This is a genomic window from Saccharothrix sp. CB00851 (assembly GCF_001905065.1).
Lineage (GTDB): Bacteria > Actinomycetota > Actinomycetes > Mycobacteriales > Pseudonocardiaceae > Actinosynnema.
In genome coordinates this window covers 286,224-305,210 of the sequence record NZ_LWLC01000023.1, presented here as the reverse complement: position 1 = coordinate 305,210, position 18,987 = coordinate 286,224, and the positions used below count along the sequence as shown (strand labels likewise).

At 71.9% G+C, this 18,987-nt stretch carries 17 protein-coding genes; 11 read left to right on the top strand and 6 right to left on the bottom strand.

What is annotated here, in order from left to right; genetic code table 11:
* Positions 1-247 precede the first annotated feature (247 nt).
* From A6A25_RS22775 to A6A25_RS22750, 6 genes are read left to right on the top strand one after another with little or no spacing between them, the layout of a single operon-like run.
* Positions 248-1,270 carry a Gfo/Idh/MocA family protein gene (locus A6A25_RS22775; RefSeq protein WP_241828852.1) on the top strand — a complete coding sequence of 341 codons (1,023 nt, stop codon included), beginning with the start codon at positions 248-250 and terminating at the stop codon, positions 1,268-1,270.
* Positions 1,260-2,096, top strand: a complete 837-nt coding sequence (locus tag A6A25_RS22770) for a sugar phosphate isomerase/epimerase family protein (RefSeq protein WP_073893048.1) — start codon at positions 1,260-1,262, stop codon at positions 2,094-2,096. Before A6A25_RS22775 ends, A6A25_RS22770 begins: the two co-directional genes overlap by 11 nt.
* Positions 2,093-3,328 carry a M20/M25/M40 family metallo-hydrolase gene (locus A6A25_RS22765; RefSeq protein ID WP_073893046.1) on the top strand — a complete coding sequence of 412 codons (1,236 nt, stop codon included), beginning with the start codon at positions 2,093-2,095 and terminating at the stop codon, positions 3,326-3,328. Before A6A25_RS22770 ends, A6A25_RS22765 begins: the two co-directional genes overlap by 4 nt.
* Entirely contained in the window at positions 3,325-4,377 is a 1,053-nt protein-coding gene (locus A6A25_RS22760; protein WP_083668564.1) for an Ldh family oxidoreductase, read from the top strand. The genes A6A25_RS22765 and A6A25_RS22760 overlap by 4 nt, the downstream gene beginning before the upstream one ends.
* On the top strand, positions 4,374-5,291 hold the full coding sequence (locus A6A25_RS22755) for a Gfo/Idh/MocA family protein (RefSeq protein ID WP_073893045.1): 918 nt from the start codon (positions 4,374-4,376) through the stop codon (positions 5,289-5,291). Before A6A25_RS22760 ends, A6A25_RS22755 begins: the two co-directional genes overlap by 4 nt.
* Complete coding sequence (locus A6A25_RS22750; RefSeq protein ID WP_073893288.1) at positions 5,291-5,704, top strand: DUF6917 domain-containing protein; 414 nt, start codon at positions 5,291-5,293, stop codon at positions 5,702-5,704. The genes A6A25_RS22755 and A6A25_RS22750 overlap by 1 nt, the downstream gene beginning before the upstream one ends.
* A gap of 63 nt (positions 5,705-5,767) precedes the next feature.
* Here A6A25_RS22750 and A6A25_RS22745 read toward each other — a convergent pair whose 3' ends face one another.
* Both A6A25_RS22745 and A6A25_RS22740 read right to left on the bottom strand, forming a co-directional pair.
* Complete coding sequence (locus tag A6A25_RS22745; RefSeq protein ID WP_073893285.1) at positions 5,768-6,304, bottom strand: EF-hand domain-containing protein; 537 nt, start codon at positions 6,302-6,304, stop codon at positions 5,768-5,770.
* 97 nt (positions 6,305-6,401) lie between these two features.
* Positions 6,402-7,649, bottom strand: coding sequence for a nucleotide sugar dehydrogenase (locus tag A6A25_RS22740; RefSeq protein WP_073893044.1), 1,248 nt, complete (start codon positions 7,647-7,649; stop codon positions 6,402-6,404).
* A gap of 647 nt (positions 7,650-8,296) precedes the next feature.
* On the opposite strand from A6A25_RS22740, the gene A6A25_RS22735 reads away from it, so the two are divergent.
* Positions 8,297-9,688: a pyridoxal phosphate-dependent decarboxylase family protein gene (locus A6A25_RS22735; RefSeq protein WP_241828851.1), complete on the top strand. Its 1,392-nt coding sequence runs from the start codon at positions 8,297-8,299 to the stop codon at positions 9,686-9,688.
* A 4-nt stretch (positions 9,689-9,692) separates the two neighbouring features.
* Here the strand turns inward: A6A25_RS22735 and A6A25_RS22730 are convergent, their stop codons facing one another.
* The 3 genes from A6A25_RS22730 to A6A25_RS22720 form a co-directional block, all read right to left on the bottom strand.
* Entirely contained in the window at positions 9,693-10,568 is an 876-nt protein-coding gene (locus A6A25_RS22730) for an LLM class flavin-dependent oxidoreductase (RefSeq protein ID WP_073893042.1), read from the bottom strand.
* A 164-nt stretch (positions 10,569-10,732) separates the two neighbouring features.
* A complete protein-coding gene (locus A6A25_RS46900; protein ID WP_443217064.1) occupies positions 10,733-11,863 on the bottom strand; it encodes an endonuclease in 1,131 nt (376 codons plus the stop codon).
* A 180-nt stretch (positions 11,864-12,043) separates the two neighbouring features.
* Entirely contained in the window at positions 12,044-12,844 is an 801-nt protein-coding gene (locus tag A6A25_RS22720) for a class I SAM-dependent methyltransferase (protein ID WP_073893041.1), read from the bottom strand.
* Between the two features lie 423 nt (positions 12,845-13,267).
* Between A6A25_RS22720 and A6A25_RS22715 the strand changes: the two genes are divergently transcribed.
* The 4 genes from A6A25_RS22715 to A6A25_RS22700 all read left to right on the top strand — a co-directional run bounded on the left by A6A25_RS22715 (position 13,268) and on the right by A6A25_RS22700 (position 18,142).
* Positions 13,268-14,275, top strand: a complete 1,008-nt coding sequence (locus A6A25_RS22715) for a serine O-acetyltransferase (RefSeq protein WP_198932813.1) — start codon at positions 13,268-13,270, stop codon at positions 14,273-14,275.
* A 79-nt stretch (positions 14,276-14,354) separates the two neighbouring features.
* Complete coding sequence (locus A6A25_RS22710) at positions 14,355-15,800, top strand: EamA family transporter (protein WP_073893038.1); 1,446 nt, start codon at positions 14,355-14,357, stop codon at positions 15,798-15,800.
* A gap of 3 nt (positions 15,801-15,803) precedes the next feature.
* Positions 15,804-16,796 (top strand): PLP-dependent cysteine synthase family protein, encoded by a 993-nt coding sequence (locus A6A25_RS22705; RefSeq protein ID WP_083668561.1) that lies wholly within the window; start codon positions 15,804-15,806, stop codon positions 16,794-16,796.
* Positions 16,793-18,142 carry an aminotransferase class V-fold PLP-dependent enzyme gene (locus A6A25_RS22700; RefSeq protein WP_241828849.1) on the top strand — a complete coding sequence of 450 codons (1,350 nt, stop codon included), beginning with the start codon at positions 16,793-16,795 and terminating at the stop codon, positions 18,140-18,142. The genes A6A25_RS22705 and A6A25_RS22700 overlap by 4 nt, the downstream gene beginning before the upstream one ends.
* 27 nt (positions 18,143-18,169) lie before the next feature.
* On the opposite strand, the gene A6A25_RS22695 is transcribed toward A6A25_RS22700, so the two are convergent.
* Positions 18,170-18,925 (bottom strand): alpha/beta fold hydrolase, encoded by a 756-nt coding sequence (locus A6A25_RS22695; RefSeq protein ID WP_073893036.1) that lies wholly within the window; start codon positions 18,923-18,925, stop codon positions 18,170-18,172.
* Between the last annotated feature and the right edge of the window lie 62 nt (positions 18,926-18,987).

Sequence of the window (18,987 nt, the reverse complement as noted above, 5' to 3'; positions counted from 1 at the left end):
GAATGGCACGGTCAGCGCACTCACCTCCGCGGTCACCGCTTCCGCGGTCGAGCGTATGGCAGGTCATCGGGCCGGCGGCCGACCGCCGGGCAGTTCACTCTTCCTGGTCAACTCGCCCCCATGCAGTTGACAGACCTTCGCGATTGGGACAACGTCGGGGCCATCAATTGAGAGCGGACACCGCTCATTCCCGATGCCTTCGAGACCGGACGAGACAAGACGGGGCTCAATAGTGCGCACACTCGTCGTGGGACTGGGCCGAGCCGGTGCGGACCTGCACCTGCCGGTGCTGGCCAGGGCGCGGACCTCGGTCCGACAGCTGTTCGACGACCGACCGATCGTGGCGTGCGACCCGCGGCGGCTGCCCGCGGAACGACCCGGCCTGGCGATGGTGGGCAGCCTCGCCGAGGCCGCCGCGCTGCTCGACCCGGCCGACACGGTCGCGCACGTGTGCACGCCGCCGTCCGTGCGCGCCGAGGTGATGGCCGAACTGGCCGAACGCGGTTTCCGCAACGTGATCGCGGAGAAGCCGCTCGCCGCCGACACCGACGACCTGGCCCGGGTGATCCGGCTGCGCCGCAAGCACGGCCTGCGCATCGCGGTGGTCGAGCCGTGGCTGACCAGCTCGCTCACCGTGCGGCTGATGGAGTTGATGCGCGGCGGCACGCTCGGCGAGCCGAAGTCGATCTCGATCGTGCAGAACAAGCCGCGCTTCCGCCGGTCGCTGACCAGGCCGAGCCACCAGACCGCGTTCGACGTGGAGCTGCCGCACGGCGTGGCGCTGGCGTTGCGGCTCGCGGGCAGCGCGCGGGTCACCCACGCGGCCGGGTACGACCTGGCCGTCGGTGACGTGGTCGTGCCGCGGATGGGCGGCGCGCGGATAGGGCTGCGGCACAACAGCGGCGTGCGCACCGAGATCAGCTCGGACCTCACCTCGCCGGTGCGGGAGCGCCGGATCACCGTGGAGTTCGAGAAGGGCAGCGCGGTCGGCCACTACGCGGTCAGCGACGACGACGACCACTCGCAGCTCACCGTCACGGTCAACGGGCGGCGCGAGCACGAGGTGCTGCGGGACGACTCGCTCACCGAGTGGGTGCTGCGGGCCTACCGCCTGTTCCACGCCACCGGCGACCAGCACGCGCGCGGGTTCTCGTTCGCCACGGACGTGGTGCAGCTGCTGTCGGTGGCCAAGAACATCTGCGCCGAGCCGGTGATACCCGCCGCCCGCGGTGAGGCGTCGCCCGGCCCGGTGGCCGCGCATGTCCGCTGAGCCGGTGCCGTCGGGTGGGCCGGTGCTGGCGGGCATCACCGACGAGGCCGCGCCGGACCTGCCCGGCCAGTTGGCGGTGCTCGCCGAGCTGGGCTGGTCGCACGTCGAGCTGCGGACCGTGGACGGGCGCGCGGTCGCGGACCTGGGTGACGACGAGTTCGCGGTGGTGGCGAAGGAGCTGGCCGCGCGGGGTGTGCGGGTGGTGTGCCTGGCGTCGCGGATCGGCGGGTGGGCGCGGCCCATCAGCGCGCCGTTCGAGGACGACCTGGCCGAGCTGGACGTGCTGCTGCGCCGGTGCGCCGCGCTGGGCACCCGGTTCGTGCGGATCATGTCGTACCCGAACGCGGGCCTGTCACCGCGGCGGTGGCGCGACCGGGTGATCACGCGGGTGTCGATGCTGGCCGAACTGGCCGAGGCGGCCGGGGTGGTGCTGCTGCACGAGAACTGCTCCGGCTGGGCGGGCACGAGCGCCGAGCGCGCGCTGGACCTGCTCGACGCGGTGGACAACCCGGCGTTGAAGCTGCTGTTCGACACCGGCAACGGCGTCGCGCACGGCTACGACGGGTACGCGTTGCTGCGCGAGGTGGTCGCGCACGTCGAGCACGTGCACGTGAAGGACGCGGCGGGTGACCGGTTCGTGCCGCCCGGATCGGGTGAAGCACGGGTGTCGGACTGCGTGGAGTTGTTGCACGCCAACGGTTATCGGGGTGCGTGGTCGTTGGAGCCGCACGTGGCGCTGCGCCCGCACGAGTCGGGTGCGCTCGCCCCGGACGCGGCGTCCGCCTTCGTCGCGGCCGGTCGGGCGATGGCCGGGCTGGTGCGGTGATCGGGGAAGACCGCGACCTGCTGCTGCGCCTGCTCGCGCTGCCGACCGCCGGCCCGTTGGAGACCACCGACGAGGTGTGCCTGTGGGAGGCGGTGCACGCGTACTCGGAGGCGGCCGAGTGCTTCGGGATGCGGACGGTCCACCTGGGACCGGCGCGCGAGGTCGACGTGCTGCGGCACGACGTGCCCGCGGTGGTGCGCGAGGCGATCGCCGAGGACCCGGACTTCCTGCACAAGCAGCCGAACCTGGTGCTGCGGGTGGGCCACGCCGACCCGGTGCTGATGTTCAACGTGCACCTGGACACGGTCGCGCCGTTCGAGCCGGCCGGGTTCGACGGTGTCCGGTTCCACGGCCGTGGCGCGATCGACGCCAAGGGGCCCGCGGTGGCGCTGCTGGCCGGTGTCCGCGCCGCGATGACCGACCCGGCGGTGGGGCGGGACGTCAGCGTGCTGATCCAGGCCGTGTCCGGCGAGGAGGGCGGCGCGATGGGCGTGTTCGGCACCCGTCCGCTGGTCGAGGCCGGGTACCACGGCAGCCTGAACGTGTTCTGCGAGCCGACCGGGCTGCGCTACCTGCCCCGGTCCACGGCCGCGATGACGGCGTGCGTGCAGGTGCGCGGCGAGGACGCGATCGACGACCGGCCGCAGGCCGGGCACAACGCGTCGGTGCTGCTCGGGTTCCTCGCCCAGCACCTGGCGGGCGCGTTGGCCGGACGCGTGCCGGACGGCCAGGTGTGCGTCGCCGGGCTGCACACCGGCCGGCTGCACAACCGCGTGTACGGCAGCGGTGACCTGCTGCTGAACCTGTCCTACGGCAGCACGGCGTCCGCGCGGGTGCTGGCCGTCGCGCTGGACGCCGCGCTGCGGGAAGGGCTGGCCGAGTTCACCGCCCGCTTCCGCGGCGTGCCGCCGTTCCACCGCACCGCCGCCGACGCCGCCGACATCACCCGGCTGGTGTGGCGCAAGCGCGGGCTGCCCGCGCTGCCGCCGCAGGACGTGCCGCTGCTGGACGCCGTCGCGCCGCGCTGGCCCGCGCACGAACCCGCGTTCACCTGCGACGCGATCTGGCTCGCCGACGTGCCTGGCGCGCACACCGCCGTCCTCGGCCCCGGATCGCTGGAGGCCAACAACGCCCACGCGCGCGGCGAGCACGCCGACGTCGCCGACCTCGACCGGTTCGCCGACGTGGTCCGCGACATCGTCGTGCGGTTCGCGCGGAACGGAGGAAGATGACCGTCCTGGTGCCCTACCCGACCCTGCTCGACACCGTCGCCGGTGTGTTCCGGGAGCGGGGCGTGCCGCCGGACCGGGCGGAGGTCGCGGCGGAGGCGTTGTGCCACGGCGACCTGACCGGGATGAGCACGCACGGGCTGGTGAACCTGACCCGGCTGTACCTGCCGCTGTTCGACTCCGGGCGCACCCGGCCCGCGGCCGACATGGTGGTGCTGGCCGACCGCGGCGCGTCGGTGCTGGCCGACGCCCGCCGTGCGCTCGGGTTGTGGTCGGCGTCCCAGGCGGTGGAGCTGGCCTCGGCGCGGGCCCGGCGGTACGGGATCGGGATGGTGACGCTGCGCGGCGCGACGCACATCGGGTGCGCCGGGTACCACGTGGCACGTGCGGCGGCGCACGGGATGGTCGGGCTGATCGCGTCGAACTGCGGCGGTCAGCGCATCGCGCCCGCGCCCGGTGGTCGGGAGCCGCTGCTGGGCACGAACCCGTTGGCGTTGGCCTGCCCGGCGGGCGACCGGCCGCCGTTCGTGCTGGACATGAGCACGACGGTGGTGCCGACGGGTCGGGTGCGGGCGGCGGCGCGGGCCGGTGAGGAGGTCCCGCCGGGGTGGCTGGCGGCGGAGGACGGGACACCGGTGACGGACCCGGCGGCGTTCGACCTGGGTGACGCGCGCCTGCAGTGGCTGGGCGGCGCGCCGGAAACGGGCGTCTACAAGGGGTTCGGGCTGGGTCTGCTGGTGGAGGTGCTGGCGGCGTTGGTGCCGGGTGCGGCGACGGGGCCGCTGTCGCCGGTGTCGCGGGACGACGACATCGGGGTGACGGCGCTGGTGTTCGCGCCGTCGGCGCTGCGGTCGGGCTTCGGGTCGGACGCGTCGGCGCTGTTCGGCGCGGTGGCCGCCGCCAAGCCGCTCGACCCGCGCCGACCGGTCACCTACCCGGGGTGGCACGAGGGTGAACGGGCCCGGTGGCGGCGGGCGCACGGCGTCCCCTTGCCGGAGGAGCTGTACGAGGAGCTGCGCGCCCTCGCGCCCGCCCTGCGAGCCGCCGGATGACCGGGGCGGACGAGCCGGGCCCGGAGGTGATCCGGCTGGGCGTGGTCGGGTTGGGGGTGATCTCCCGGTTCTACCTGGCGGCGATCGCCTCCTCCCCCGGCTTCGAGCTGGCCGCCGTCTGCGATCTGGACGAGCGGGCGTTGGCGGATCACCGCGTGCCCGCCTACCGGTCGCACCGGGAGATGCTGGACGCGGGCGGGGTCGACGCGGTGGTGGTGACGGCGTCCAACGACGTGCACGCCGGGATCGCGATGGACGCCATCCGGCGCGGTCTGCCGGTGTGCCTGGAGAAACCGCTGGCCACGACGTTGCGGGATGGGTTGGCGGTGGCCGAGGCGGCGCGGGCGCGGGACGTGGCGCTGTTCACCGCGTTCCACCGCCGGTACAACGCCAACGTGCTGGCGCTGCTGGACAAGCTCGCGGGTGCGCCGCCGATCGCCGAGCTGACCGTGCGCTACCTGGAGCGGATCGAGGACCACGTCGGCGCCGACCGCTGGTACCTCGACCCGGCGCGGTCCGGAGGCGGGTGCGTGGCCGACAACGGGCCCAACGCGCTGGACCTGGTCCGGTTGTTCCTGGGCGAGGTGACGGTGGAGTCGGCGCGGGTCACCCGGGTCGACGGCATCGACCGGCAGGCGACGCTGCACGTGCGCGGCCGCGCGCCCGCGGTGGTGGAACTGGACTGGTCGCACCCCGGCGAGACCAAGGACGTGACCGCGCGGCTGACCGACGGCACCGTGCTGCGGGCCGACGTGCTCGCGGGCTACGACGAGTTCAAGGGCTCGCTGTGGCACGAGTACGAGGGCGTGCTGCGGGACTTCGCGACGGCCGTGGCGGCGGGGTCGGCGTGGCGCGACGGCGGGTTGGCCGCGTTGGACCTGGTGGACGAGGTGTACCGACGGGAAGGCGAGTGATGCTGGAGGACGGCGAGAAGCGGGCGGTCGGCAGCCGGGTGGTCAAGGTGCTGGTGCACCGGCGCGACGACCGCGGCATGAGCCTGGAGCCGTTCGCGAGCCGCTGCGTGCGCCGCGGCGAGGTGCACGAGCTGGTGACCACCGACCACGACGACACCGCGCCCGGCGCGCGGATCGACCGGGTGGCGTTCCTCGGGTTCGTGGAGATCGCCAACGCCGGGGTGATCGACCGGGGCGACGAGGTGTGGTGCGACGGCGAGCTGGTCGGCACCGTGCTGGGCTTCGACGCCTGCCACCACCCGAACCACTACAACGTGCTGATCACCACCCCCACCCCGCGCACCGGCCCGGAACTCGGCCTGCGCCCCGAGGTGGAGGTCGTGTTCAGCCCGGCGGTCGTCCCGGCGCTCTGAACAACTCTCGACCACGACGACGGCGCCCCGGGCAAGCCCCGGGGCGCCGTCGTGCTCGTCAGGTCAGTGGCCGAGCAGCGGCACGTCCAGCGCGCCGAAGTGGTAGGCGCGCACCGCGGCCACCAGTTCCTCGACCGTCAACGTCCCGCTGCTGTTCGTGTCGATCGTCCGGAAGGACTCGACCGCGGACGAGGCGTCCACGCCGATGGCTTCCAGCCACTTGCGGAACTCCGACGGGCTCACCTCGCCGTCGCCGTCGGTGTCGCACAGGCCCACCATCGCGGCGACGGTCGGCCGGATCACGCGGTTGAACCCGGCGTCGCCCTCGGCGAACACCTGCGCCTCGACCACGCCGAGGAACTGGTCCTCGGTCATCGAGCCGTTCGCGCCCACACCGGCCTTGGTCGCCAGGAACTCGTACATGGAGACGTAGGCGTCGATCAGCGCACGCGCCTGCGGCGACTTGGGATCCTCGCCGAACGCCGCGATGATGCGGTGCGCCTCGGCCTCGTAGTCGGACCTCTCGATGAGCCCGTTGCCGTCGACGTCCCACTTCTCGAAGCGCTTCTTCAGCCGATCGCTCGTGACCGCCGTGGACATGACCATTCGGGATACTCCCTCGAAGTGTGAAGTGGTGCAGCGAAAATCTGGTTTGCTCAGCCGGTCCGCGGACCGGGTCCCCCGGGTCAGGGGGCGTTCACAGGCGCATCACCTCCCCTCCGGGCACGCTGCCCGTGACGTCGAGCAGCCGCCGAGCCCTCCTGGCCAGGTGGCCGAGGTCATAGCCGCGGTGCGCGACGAGCAGCACGGTGGCGTCGCTCGTGCGCAGCGCGGAGTCGAGGTCGGTGACGGGCGGGCCCAGCGCGGGCACCTCACCGGCCACCGGGTCGTGGTAGGCCACCTCGGCGCCCAGCGCCGTCAGCTCGTCGGCGATCCGGAACGCGGCGGACTCCCTGGTGTCGGGCACGTCGGCCTTGTAGGACACGCCCAACAGCAGGATCCGCGAGCCCTCGACGGACACGCCGTCGCGGGTCAGCAGCCGTACCGCCCGTTCGACCACGTAGGACGGCATCGCCGAGTCGACCCGCCGGGCCGCCTCCACCACGTCGAGCCGCGCGCCCTCGCGGCGGGCCCTGTCCAGCAGGTAACGCGGGTCCACGGGGATGCAGTGCCCGCCCACGCCCGGCCCGGGCGTGAACGGCTGGAAGCCGAACGGCTTGGTGGCCGCGCAGTGCAGCACGTCCCACACGTCCACCCCGAGCCGGTCGCAGAACACCGCGATCTCGTTGACCAAGGCGATGTTGACGTACCGGTAGGTGTTCTCCAGCAGCTTCGCCATCTCCGCCTCGCGGGTGCCGCGCGCCACCACGACGTGGTCGACGAACCGGCAGTAGAAGGTGGCGCAGTGCTTGGCGCACAACGGCGTGTGCCCGCTGACCACCTTGGGCGTGTTGCGCAGGCCGAAGCCGCGGTTGCCCGGGTCGATGCGCTCCGGTGAGTAGCCCAGCGGGAAGTCCTCGCCGGCCACGAGACCGTGCCGCTCCAGGATCGGCCGGACGACCTCGTCGGTGGTGCCGGGGAAGCTGGTGGACTCCAGGACCACCAACGTGCCCGGCCGCAGGTGGTCGGAGACGGTTTCGGCGGCGGCACGGACCGCCTCCAGGTCGGGTCGTCCGTCAGGGCCTAAGCCGGTGGGCACGCAGATCACCACGGTGTCGGCGCCGGCGATCACCGCGGGGTCGGCCGTGGCGGTGAAACCCCTGGCGCGCATGGCGCGCAGCTCGGTGTGCGACACGTCCAGCACGTGCGAGCGGCCTTCGGTGAGCGTGCGCACCACGTCCGGGTCGGTGTCGTACCCGGCCACCGTCATGCCCGCTCCGGTGGCCGCCGCCGCCAGCGGCAGCCCCACGTAGCCGACTCCGATCACGACCAGATCGAAGGACACTTGCGCCCTTTCCACGACATGGGTTGGGGATGGCGGTCACGGCGGTCAGGCTTTGCAGGTCGCGCCGTACATGGGCACCACACCGAACACGCGTTTCATCGTCGCCTCCTCACTCGGTGTCATCGCTTCCGCAAGCTAACAGTCACCCAGAGCAAGAAGCAGCGGTCGAACCGAACACCACTCGTGCAGGTTGCGGCCCCGACCGGGAGTTCATCCGGTTGATGATCACACGCGTAGCCGGGGTGGTTGTCCGTGATCCGGATACCGTCCGGATTCACGAGTTCGGGGGACGGACACCGATTTTTCCGGCAGGTCAAGAAAAAGGTCAGACGCATGGCGTGACGAACCCGCACATGGACGGCCACGGCCGCGCACGAACTCGCACGGACGAGCGGCCCTGCGCCAGTGCTCGGCACCGCCACACGGCCACCGATCGACGGTTACGCATGGTGACGTCGAGGGTCCCGAAAAGACTTACGCTGAGTGACCCCGGGTCGCCCGGAAGGTTCACCAGGACGGCTGCGGAAAGACCGAACGTGGGTCGGCCACCCGGGAGCTGGAAAGCCAGTTTCGGTGAAGTGGACCGGGACACCGGCCCGTCGCCGTGCCTAGGGTCGGCCGTGCCCCCTTCTCCGACTGGAGGTTCCGTGCTGGACGACGTGACCGACCTGCCCGACCCGGCGGACGCACCCGACGTGCTCGACGCCGCCACCCGTTACGCGGCCTCGATCCTGTCGTCTCTGGACGCACGCCCGGCCGTACCCCGGGAGGGCGCGCCAGCCGGGGACGAGCCGCTCCCGGCGAGCGGCAAGGGTTTCGCGGGCGCGCTGGACGTCTTCGCGCGCCAGTGGGCGCCCGGGTTCTCCGCCGCGGCCGGTCCCCGGTACCTCGGGTTCGTCACCGGCGGCAGCACACCCGCCGCCATCGCGGGCGACTGGCTGGCCGCGGTGTTCGACCAGAACCCGGCCGCCGCGGACGGGTCCTCCGCCCCCGACCTCGAACGGCAGACCGTGCGGTGGCTGGCCCGGATGTTCGGGCTCGGCGACGCACACGCGGGCGCCTTCGTCACCGGCGCGACGATGTCGAACTTCGTCGGCCTCGCCCTGGGCAGGGAATGGCTCGGCGAACAGCTCGGGGTGTCGGTCGCCGACTCCGGCGTCGGCGCCCTCGCCCCCGTCAAGGTGTACTCGGGCGCACCGCACTCCAGCACCTACAAGGCACTGTCGATGCTCGGGCTCGGCCGGGACAGCCTGCGCCCGGTGCCCACCCTGCCCGACCGCGAGGCGGTCGACGTCACCCGGCTCGCCGCCGAACTCGACGGCACGCCCGCCATCGTCGTCGCGAACGCGGGCACCGTGAACACCGCCGACTTCGACGACCTCCGCGCCCTGGCGGACCTGCGCTCACGAACGCCGTTCTGGCTGCACGTCGACGCCGCGTTCGGCGGGTTCGCCGCCCTCTCCCCCTCCTTCGCCCACCTCGTGGACGGCCTCGCCGAAGCCGACTCCGTCTGCGTCGACCTGCACAAGTGGCTCAACGTGCCCTACGACGCGGCCGTCCAGTTCACCCGCCGCCGCGACCTCCAGGTCCAGGTCTTCCGCAACTCCGCCGCCTACCTCGGCCTGCCGACCGAGAACCCCGACTTCGTCCACCTCACCCCCGAGAACTCCCGCCGCCTGCGCGCCCTCGCCACGTGGTTCACCCTCACCGCCTACGGGCAGGACGGCCACCGCCGCATCGTCGAACGCACCGTCGACCTCGCCCGCCGCCTCGGCGACCTGCTCGCCGACACCCCCGGTGTCCGCCTCCTCGCACCGGTCCGGCTCAACGTCGTCTGCTTCACCCTCGCCGACTCACCCACCCCCGAACGCGTCACCCAAGCCGCCCGCCGCATCGCCGCCACCGGCGAGACCTTCCTCACCCCCACCGTCTACAACGGACAGCCGGCCCTGCGCGCCGCCTTCAGCAACTGGCGGACCAGCCCACCGGACCTGATCAGGATCCACGCCGCCATCGCCGACGCCTGCAACGGCACGTGAGCCGTCACGACAACGTGGGCAGCACCTCGGCGGCCACCACCTCCAGGATCGCCTCGTCACCCGCGAACGGCCCCTCCGCCCGCGGCCACGGCGCCAACACGTCGGTGAAGCCCAACTCGCCCGCCCTGCCCAGGAAATCGCGGTAGCACTCCACGCTCGACAACGAGAACACCGGCGCGGCGTCGGTCTGCACGAACCGACGCACCGCGCCCGGATCACGCGACGCCGCGGCCAACGCCTCCTCGAACCGGGACGCCAACTCCGCCAACGACTTCCACCAGGCCTCCAGCGACTCGCGCGCGGTACCCAACGTCACCCACCCCTGGCCGTGCCGCGCGGCCAACGCCAGCCCCTTCGGACCGTTCGCGGCCACCACGAACGGCATGCGCGGCCGTTGCACGCACCCGGGCACGTTCCGGGCGCCCACCGCCGTGTAGTACTCGCCGGAGTAGTCGACCCGGTCCTTGGTCAACAACGCGTCCAACAACTCGACGAACTCCTCGTACCGACGCGCCGGGCTCGCGGCCTTCGTCGTGCCGCCGAACACCTCCACGTCGTAGCCGCCCACCCCGCCCGCGCCGATGCCCACCGTGACCCGGCCGTCCGACAGGTCGTCCAACGCCAGCAGGTCCCGCGCGAACGGCACCGGGTGGCGGAAGTTCGGCGAGGCGACCATGAATCCCAGCTCGATCCGCGACGTCACCGACGCCGCCGCGCTCAACGTCGGAACCGAGCCGTACCACGGGCCGTCGACCAGCGGCCCCCACCCCAGGTGGTCGAACGTCCAAGCGTGGGCGAACCCGTACGCCTCCGCCGCGAGCCACCGCGGCCTCGCCTCGACCCAGCGGTACTCCGGCAGGATCGTGATCCCGGCCCTCATGACTTCCCCCCTTGTTTGAACACGCGATGCGTTCATTCGAACAGAGAGGACGTGAGCGGTCAACACCGGATCGGGTGATCTACTTCCCCGAGCAGCACGAACGCCCGCACCCCGCACCCCCGGCCGGGGGAAACGAGGACGGGCGTCCGCGTGCCGAGCGCTGCCTAACCCCAGATCGACGCGGCCCACTCCGGGTGGTCGACGAACGGGTTGCGGTTGCGCTGGTAGCGGTCGTAGATCACCTGGTTGCGACGCTTCTCGAACGCGTCCGGCGGGTCCTGCGCGTGCCACTGCAGCAGCACGGACAACCGACCGTGGTACGGCGCGCTGCCGTTGTTGACGTTGTTGTTCATCTCCAGGTTGGGGTAGCCGTCGTTTCCCTCGTACCGCACCGCCATGTAGAACAGCATCCGCGCGACATCGCCCTTCACCGCGTTGCGCGGCTCCCACGAGTCGGCGTCGGTGTAGTTGCCCGGAGCCTCGGCGACCGGCGAACCACCGAGGTCGAAGTCCTTGTTCCCGCGCTCCGCGTTCACCGACACGTCGGTGGGCCGCAGGTGGTGGATGTCGGTGCCCGGACCGGTCGCGGTGCCGAAGTCGCCGTGGGACTTCGCCCAGACGTGCTCCCGGTTCCAGTCGTCCGGGTCGCCGCCGTTGGTTGTCTTGCTCTGCGAGCGCCCGGTGTAGAGCAGGATCACGTTGGCGCTGTTGTTCGGGTCCTGGTCGGTGACCTTCAACGCCTCCCACACCTGGTCGTACGACAGCTTGGTGTTGGTGCGGATGATCCCGTTCAACGCCGTCTTCAACGACGCGCCGGTCTTGCCGAGCGCGTTGCGGTAGTACGTGTCGTCGTAGCCGCCGCCGGGTGTCGTCGTGGACGTCGCGGTGGGCGCGGTCGTGGTGGACGTCGGCGTGGTGCCCGCGAAGGCGAACGCGGTCGGCGACGTCAGGCCGGGGTGCGAGAAGTAGGCCTTCAGCGGACCGGTGACGTCGATCCGCTTGCCGAGCACACCCGGGTTGGTCCGCAGGCCCCACTGGGCCCGGAACGCCGACGTGACCTGCACGTACAGCATCTGGCTCGTGCTCGTCTGGGTCGGCGAGTCGGCCAGCGCGAGCGCGTAGTCGGAGGGGAAGTCGGACCGCACCACGGTGTTGGTGGCGGTCGGCTGCCCGACGACGTAACCGCGCACGGTGGCGGACGCGCCGTTCTGCTGCCCGATGGCCTGGGCGACGGTGATCGGCGTGGCACCGGCGGCCGCGGTGGGGATCAGCAGGGCCGCGGCGACGGCCGTCACGGAAACGACAACGGCAAGGGGGTTGAGCAGGGGTCGTAGTCGCACGATGAGGTGTCTCCTCCCGGGTGCGGCGGCGCAGGGTGGCCGCACGCAGGCAGGATCGCACGAAAGATCACACTTCGGAGTGAATGATCAACGAACATTAGTGACGAGACGGGACGGGGCGGTTCGACGATCCGCTCACCGCCGACCCCAGACCGCGACCGCGGGCATCGGGATCACCAGCCCGCCGTCGGTGTCCGAGAAACGCGCCGCCGTCTCCCGCACCCGCAGTTCGATCTTCTCGCGGTCGTCGTCGCTCTGGCCGTCCAGGAGGGCGCCCGTGCGCACGGTCGCCTGCCGGTACGCCGGGAACAGGTCGTCCACGCTCGCCAGGTGCCAGTCGAGGTCGAGCACCTCGGCACCGGTGTCGGCGAACCCCGCGTCGGCCAGTGACGCGCGGCAGTTGTCCGGCTCGCTGTAGTGGTAGAAGTCGGGCCCCTCGGGCAGCTCCACGGGTTCGCCGAACTCCATGATCGCGTCGGAGAGCAGCGAGAACCCCACCGCTTCCTCCGGCGACGCCCACACCGTGAAGCCGAACACGCCGCCGGGCACCAGGACCCGGAACGCCTCCCGGATCGCCCGCTCCGGGTCACCCAGGTGCAGCAGCCCGAAGTTCATCACGACCCGGTCGAACGAGCCGTCGCCGAACGGCAGGTCGAGCGCGTCGCCCTCGCGGAAGTCGACCTCCGGGAACAACGCCCGCGCTTTCGCGATCATCGGCGCGGAGAAGTCGACGCCGACCGCCCGCGCCCCTCTTCGGGAAGCCGCACCCGCGACATATCCCGGCCCCGTCGCGATGTCCAGCAACCGCGTTCCGGACTCGACGCCGATCACGTCGAGCAGTCCCGAACCGGCCGAACCGGTCAACTCGCCCCAGGATCGGTGATATCTGTCCACCACGCGTTGCCAGCGCGACAACTCGAAGGCGTGGAAATCCACGGCAGGCTGCGACAAACCCCCGGACAACGTGCCTCCCCAGTACCCGCACGACCATTACGGCCGCCGGTCGATCGGGCGGCCAAAGGTGCGACGACGGGGATGCTAGCGGACCGGGCAAGCCGAGCGGCGAGCCGGGCCATGCCACGTGACCTGGCAATATAGTGTGCGCATGCAGGTCGTTGGGACATCCGGGTGAAGTATCGAACTACGATGCGTTTCAGATTTATTAATCTGCGCTAATCCCGATCTTCGCCACTGGGCCGATGCAGTGAACGTGCCCGATGACGGCGTAACCACGTGCGACCGATCGGCGCAGCAAGCCGCCCAGGTCGGCCGAGCGAGCCGCAAAACTGCGGTCGCCGAAGTGCGGAAACCGAGGTAATGTCGCCGACCGCGACATCATCTGTTGACTAGGGGGAACCGGTGTCTGTCGTTCGAGAGGAGTCCGCCTGTCCCGTTGATCGGGAACCGGACGCCGCTTACCCGGAAATAGTTCGGGCAGCGGAGAACGTGCTCGCACCGCACGCGTCCGATTCGGCCGCACTCGGTCTCGATTCCGCCGCCGTGCTCCGGCGCGCCGCCGACCTCGCCGTCGGCGACCTGCTGGCCCTCGCGCGGCGCGACCCGGCGAGCCTGGGCTCGTGGCAGTACGTGCTGGAGGCGTACGCGTGCTTCCACGCCGTGCTGGCCTACCGCGTCGCGCACGAGGTGCTGACGACGCCGTGCGGCGACCCGTGGCGGCAACGCGTGCTGGCCCGCAAGATCTCCGAGGCGGCGAAGGTCCGCACGGGCGTGGAGATCCACCCCGGCGCGACCATCGGCCCCCGGTTCATCGTCGACCACGGCATCGGCACGGTCATCGGCGAGGACGCCACCATCGGCGCGGACTGCTACATCCTGCAGGGCGTGGTGCTCGGCGCGCTGGGCATCGCGGACAACGCCGCGGGCAGGCGGCACCCCACGCTCGGCGACCGGGTGCAGGTCGGCGGTTTCGCCCGCGTGCTCGGTCCGATCACGGTCGGCGACGACGTCATGATCGGCAGCCACGCCCTGGTGCGCTCGGACGTGCCCGCCGGCGCGCAGGTGGCCGTGCTGCACCAGTACCAGATGGTCGCGGGCCCGCGCCCGATCACCGTCTACGGCGTGGAAGGGCTCGGCGAGTACCGCTTCCGGTTGCACGGCAACGACCTCGACCGGCCCGGCCTCGAGGTGCAGCTGCTCGGCCCGACCCAGCTGCCGCTCGCCGCGGGCGACTGGTCCGTGCTGCAGAACAACGCCAAGTGCCTCACGATCCAGATCTCACCGCGGGCACGGGGGCTGCGTTCGGTGGCGCACATCCGGGTCAGCCACGGAGGTTCCGAGGTCACCGTCGGCATCCCGTTGGCCCGCAAGTCCCGGACGGCCTCGCTGCCGCGCACCGCGGCCGGCTGACACCGCCGGTCCGGTCCCCCGCGGCCCGCCGTCGCGCTCGACCAGCACACCCTGAATCCAGTCTGGAGATCCCGCTCCGATGTCCGCTCCTGAGATCGAGGCGCCTCGGCCCGCCGCCGCCTCGACGCCCGGTCGTCCCCCGCAGCACAAGGCGCTGATCGCGGTGAGCTTCGTCGCCGTCGTGCTGATCTGGGGCTCGACCTGGATCGCGATCAAGCTCGCGATCACCGACATGCCACCGCTGACGGCGTCCGGCCTGCGCTTCATCGTCGCCGGGCCGGCGTTCATCGCGGCCTGCCTCGTGCTGCGCAAGCCGCTGCGCTACCCGAGCGGCATGGGCTGGTTCTTCGCCTTCATGGTCGGCTGCTACTTCACCGTGCCGTTCTTCCTGTTCAACTACGGCGAGCTGTACGTGTCGTCCGGCCTGGCGTCGATCTGCGTGTCGTCGGTGTCGATCCTGATGATCGTGTTCAGCGTGCCGATCCTGCGCACGCGCATCACCACGACGCAGGCCGCCGCCGTGCTGGTCGCGTTCGCCGCCCTGGGCACGCTGATCGTGCACTCGCAGGGCGTCGCGGTGACGAACGTGATCGGCGTGGCCGCGCTGCTGGGCGCGGCGGTGATCCACGCGCTGGCCTACATCATGATCAAGAAGCACGGCGGCCGGATGCCGGCGCTGACGTTGAACACGATGCCGATGGCCGTCGGTGGCGTGCTGCTCACCGGCCTCGGCCTGATCGTCGAACGGCCCGGCGCGGAGGCGTTCACCGCCCGCAGCGTCGGCGCGACGATCTACCTGGGCATCGTCGCGTCCGCCATCGGGTTCGCGGTGTACTTCTGGCTGCTCCAGCGGATGGACACGGTCATCGTGTCGTTCGCGTTCGTGCTGTTCCCGATCATCGCGCAGGTCCTGGCCGTGGTGATCGAGGGCGCCGCGTTCGGCTGGGTCGACGTGCTGCTGACGTTGGTGATCCTGGGCGCGTTCGGCGTGACGCAGTGGAACCAGCGCAAGGTGCTGCCGGCACCCGCGGACGCCGCCGTCGTGCCCGCGGTCGAGGACGGGCGGCCGACCGACGCGGCGCTCGCCGAGGTCTACCGGCACGTGCTGGCCCGCTACCCGTCCGAGGCCTGCGGGTTCATCCGGGACAGCGGCGTGAAGGACTGCGTCAACGTGATCGAGGACCGGCCCGGGGTCTACGACCGGGAGAGCCGGACCGGGTACGCGTTCGGCGTGGACGACCTGCGCGAGCTGGAGGACTCGTTCGACGGCGACGACCCGGTCCGCGTGATCTACCACTCGCACCCCGACGCGGGCGCGTACTTCAGCGACGAGGACCACCGGTTCGCCGTCTACGAGGGCACGCCGGTCTACCCGGTGCGCCACCTCGTCGTGGACACCTCGCGGGACGAGGTGCTCGGCGCGCGGCTGTTCGACTTCGACGCCGACCTCGGCCGCTACACCGCGATCGCGACCTTCGGCGCGCCGCGCGAGAAAACCGTACCCCCGCACGCCAGGCAGGAGTGAGACATGGGAAAGGGCATCGCCGACTCGGTGTTGGACGCGATCGGCGACACGCCGGTCGTGCGGCTGTCCCGGCTGGCACCGGACCTGGACCGCGAGCTGCTGGTGAAGCTGGAGCTGCTCAACCCGGGCGGCAGCCACAAGGTGCGGATCGCGTTGAACATGATCCTGGAGGCGGAGAAGGACGGTGAGCTGGTCCGCGGCAGCGGGCAGACGATCATCGAGTCCACCGGCGGCAACACCGGCATCGGGCTGGCCATGGCGGCGGCGATCCTGGGCTACCGGCTGGTGCTGGTGATCCCGGACAACTACAGCCCGGCCAAGCAGCGGCTGCTGCGCGGCTACGGCGCCGAGGTGCGGCTGTCCGACCACACGCTGGGCAACAACTCGCACGCCGACATGGCGCTGGGGCTGCTGTTCGACAACCCGGACTGGGTGATGCTCAACCAGCAGGCCAACCCGGCGAACCCGGCGATCCACGTGCGGACCACGGCGGTGGAGATCATGGACGCGCTCGGGGCACGGCCGCCGGACGCGCTGGTCGCCGGCGTCGGCACGGGCGGTCACCTCACCGGTGTCGGCCGGGTGCTGTCGGAGCACCACCCGTCGATGCGGATCGTGGCCGTGCAGCCGGAGGGCTGTTCGTTGCGGGAGAACAGGTTCGTTACGCACCCGATCCAGGGGCTGGCGGTCGGGTTGGTGCCCGCGGTGCTCGACCTGGGCCTGGTCACCGACGAGGAGCAGGTGTCGTTCGAGGACGCGCGGCAGATGATGCAACGGGTGATGCGGACCGAAGGGCTGGCCGTCGGGATCTCGTCCGCGGCCAACCTGGTGGCGGCCTGCCGGGTGGCGCGGACGCTGCCCGCCGGGTCCAGGGTGCTGACGTTCGCCTACGACGGCGTGCACGACTACCTGGACGCGCTGCCCGAGGACGTCGGCGCGGACGTAGCCGCCGACGTCGCGTTCGCCGATGGCTCGTCGGCCGGAGAAACGCGGTGACCCTGTTCCTCGACCCGGACCGGACGGTCAGGCCGTTCGCCCGGTACCGGCCGACCGAGGGCGCGCGGTCGGTGCTGCCCGCCGTGCTCGGCGCGGACCTCCAGGTGCCGCTGGGCTCCGGCGCGACGGCGTCGTTCGCGAACTTCGACCACGCCGCCACCGCGCCGTGCATGGTCGCCGTCGCCGAGGCCGCGCAGGCGTTCCTGCCCTGGTACGCCAGCGCGCACGAGGGTTCCGGCACGTTGTCGGCGATGTCCACGGCCCGGTTCGAAGAGGCGCGGCGCGTGGTCCGCGCGTTCATCGGCTGCCGGGACGACGACTACCTGGTGTTGACCCGCAACACGACCGACGCGGTGAAGCTGCTGGCGATGGCCGTGCCGGACGGGACGACGGTGGTGGTGTTCTCCAGCGAGCACCACGCCCTGCTGCTGCCGTGGCAGGACGTGCACCGGCTGCCGATCCCGGCGTCGGTGGAGGACATGCTGGCGTCGTTGGACGAGGCTCTGCGCACGCTCGGCGGTCCCGTGCTGGTGGCGGTGAGCGCGGTGCTGAACGTGACCGGTGAGCTGATGCCGTTGGAGGACGTGGTCGCGCTGTGCCGTCGGCACGGCGCGCGGATCGCGGTGGACGCGGCGCAGCTGGCCGCGCACCAGCCGATCGACATCGCCGCCCTGGACGTGGACTACGTGGCGTTCAGCGGGCACAAGATGTACGCGCCGTTCGGCATCGGCGTGCTGGCGGGACGGCCGGACTGGCTGGCCGCCGCACGGCCGCACCTGGCGGGCTGCGGCGCCACGGTGGACGTCGGCGACGGCACGGTGACGTGGGCGTCGGGCGCCGCACGGCACGAGGCGGGCGGGGCGAACGTGGTCGGCGCGGTGGCGTTGGCGGCGGCGTGCCAGACGCTGCAGACGGCCTGGAACGCGGTGATGCCGTACGAATCGGTGCTGCTGAACCGGTTGCGCTCGGGGCTGGCCGAGATACCGGAGGTGGTCGAGGTGTCGTTGTTCGGCACGGCCAGCGAACGGGTGGCGATGGTCGCGTTCACCGTGGACGGCGTGGACTCCGGGCTGCTCGCGACGGCCCTGTCGGTGGAGTACGGCATCGGCGTCCGGCACGGTGACTTCTGCGCCCGGCCGCTGGCCAGGCACCTGTCCGGCGAGCGCACGGCCGTGCGAGCCAGTCTCGGCCTGGGCATCGGCGTGGACCACGTCGACCGGTTGGTGGACGCGGTGCGCACGATCAGCGAGATCGGGCCGCGGATGTTCTACGTCGCCGAGGACGGCGCGTGGTGGCCGAGCACCGAGGCCACCGGGTCCCGGCTGCACGTGCCGCCGACGCGGTAGGTCGGCGCGGGTCCTGGCCGCGGTAGGTCAGCTCGCCGCCGAGACCGCCGGTTCCCGGCTCCGCGCCCACGCGGCCAGTCGCGGTGCCAGGAGCCGGTACACCTCCGGGTCCAGGCCCATGCCGGTGTGCGTGCTGGTCACCTCGACGCAGTCCGCGCACGGGTCGGCGCACAGCTCCCACGGCGCGATGAGGTCGTTGCGGGAGAACACGGCCACGGCGGGCACCCGCAGCGGCTCGGCCATGGCGGTGGAGTTGGTGTCGTAGCACGCGCCCGCGAAGCAGTCCTCGTCCAACAGGCCCGGCACGCCCGCCCGGGACAGCCGGGCCAGCTTCCGCGCCACCCGCACCACGCTCGGGTGCGCTCCCAGCTGGTCCAGCACGGGGCTCGCGAGCATGACCAGTCCGCGCACGAGGTCCGGCCTGCGCACGGACAGCAGCCTGGCCAGCCCACCGCCGCGGCTCTGGCCGAGCAGCACGACCCGGCCGCCGGTCGCTTCGGCGTGCGCCTCCGCCCGGCGTTCCAGCCGGTCGACCAGCTCGGACGTGCAGCCGACGTTCAGGCCGATCCGCGCCTTGGTGGGCACGTAGCCGCGTTTGCGCAGCCACGTGCGAGCCAGTTGCAGGCTCCAGTCGCCGAAGCCGAATCCGGGCACCAGCAGCACGCCGAGCCCGCGTCCCTCGTCCGGGTCGTCGGCGCGCCAGACCGGGTCGGCCACCAGGCGCGGGATGTTGCCGAGCATCGCCACCAGCACGTGCTCACGGGCCGCTTCCACGACGCCCATCCGACCTCCCTGGCTCCGGGACAAGGGGATTCCCCGTACGGCGCGGTCCATTCCTCCCGTTT

Bases quoted from the DNA above. Each gene is read 5' to 3' on its own strand.
- A6A25_RS22770 (WP_073893048.1), top strand. From the start codon at position 1,260: ATGTCCGCTGAGCCGGTGCCGTCGGGTGGGCCGGTGCTGGCGGGCATC.
- A6A25_RS22760 (WP_083668564.1), top strand. From the start codon at position 3,325: ATGACCGTCCTGGTGCCCTACCCGACCCTGCTCGACACCGTCGCCGGT.
- A6A25_RS22755 (WP_073893045.1), top strand. From the start codon at position 4,374: ATGACCGGGGCGGACGAGCCGGGCCCGGAGGTGATCCGGCTGGGCGTG.
- A6A25_RS22750 (WP_073893288.1), top strand. From the start codon at position 5,291: ATGCTGGAGGACGGCGAGAAGCGGGCGGTCGGCAGCCGGGTGGTCAAG.
- A6A25_RS22745 (WP_073893285.1), bottom strand. From the start codon at position 6,304: ATGTCCACGGCGGTCACGAGCGATCGGCTGAAGAAGCGCTTCGAGAAG.
- A6A25_RS22730 (WP_073893042.1), bottom strand. From the start codon at position 10,568: ATGAGGGCCGGGATCACGATCCTGCCGGAGTACCGCTGGGTCGAGGCG.
- A6A25_RS22710 (WP_073893038.1), top strand. From the start codon at position 14,355: ATGTCCGCTCCTGAGATCGAGGCGCCTCGGCCCGCCGCCGCCTCGACG.
- A6A25_RS22705 (WP_083668561.1), top strand. From the start codon at position 15,804: ATGGGAAAGGGCATCGCCGACTCGGTGTTGGACGCGATCGGCGACACG.
- A6A25_RS22695 (WP_073893036.1), bottom strand. From the start codon at position 18,925: ATGGGCGTCGTGGAAGCGGCCCGTGAGCACGTGCTGGTGGCGATGCTC.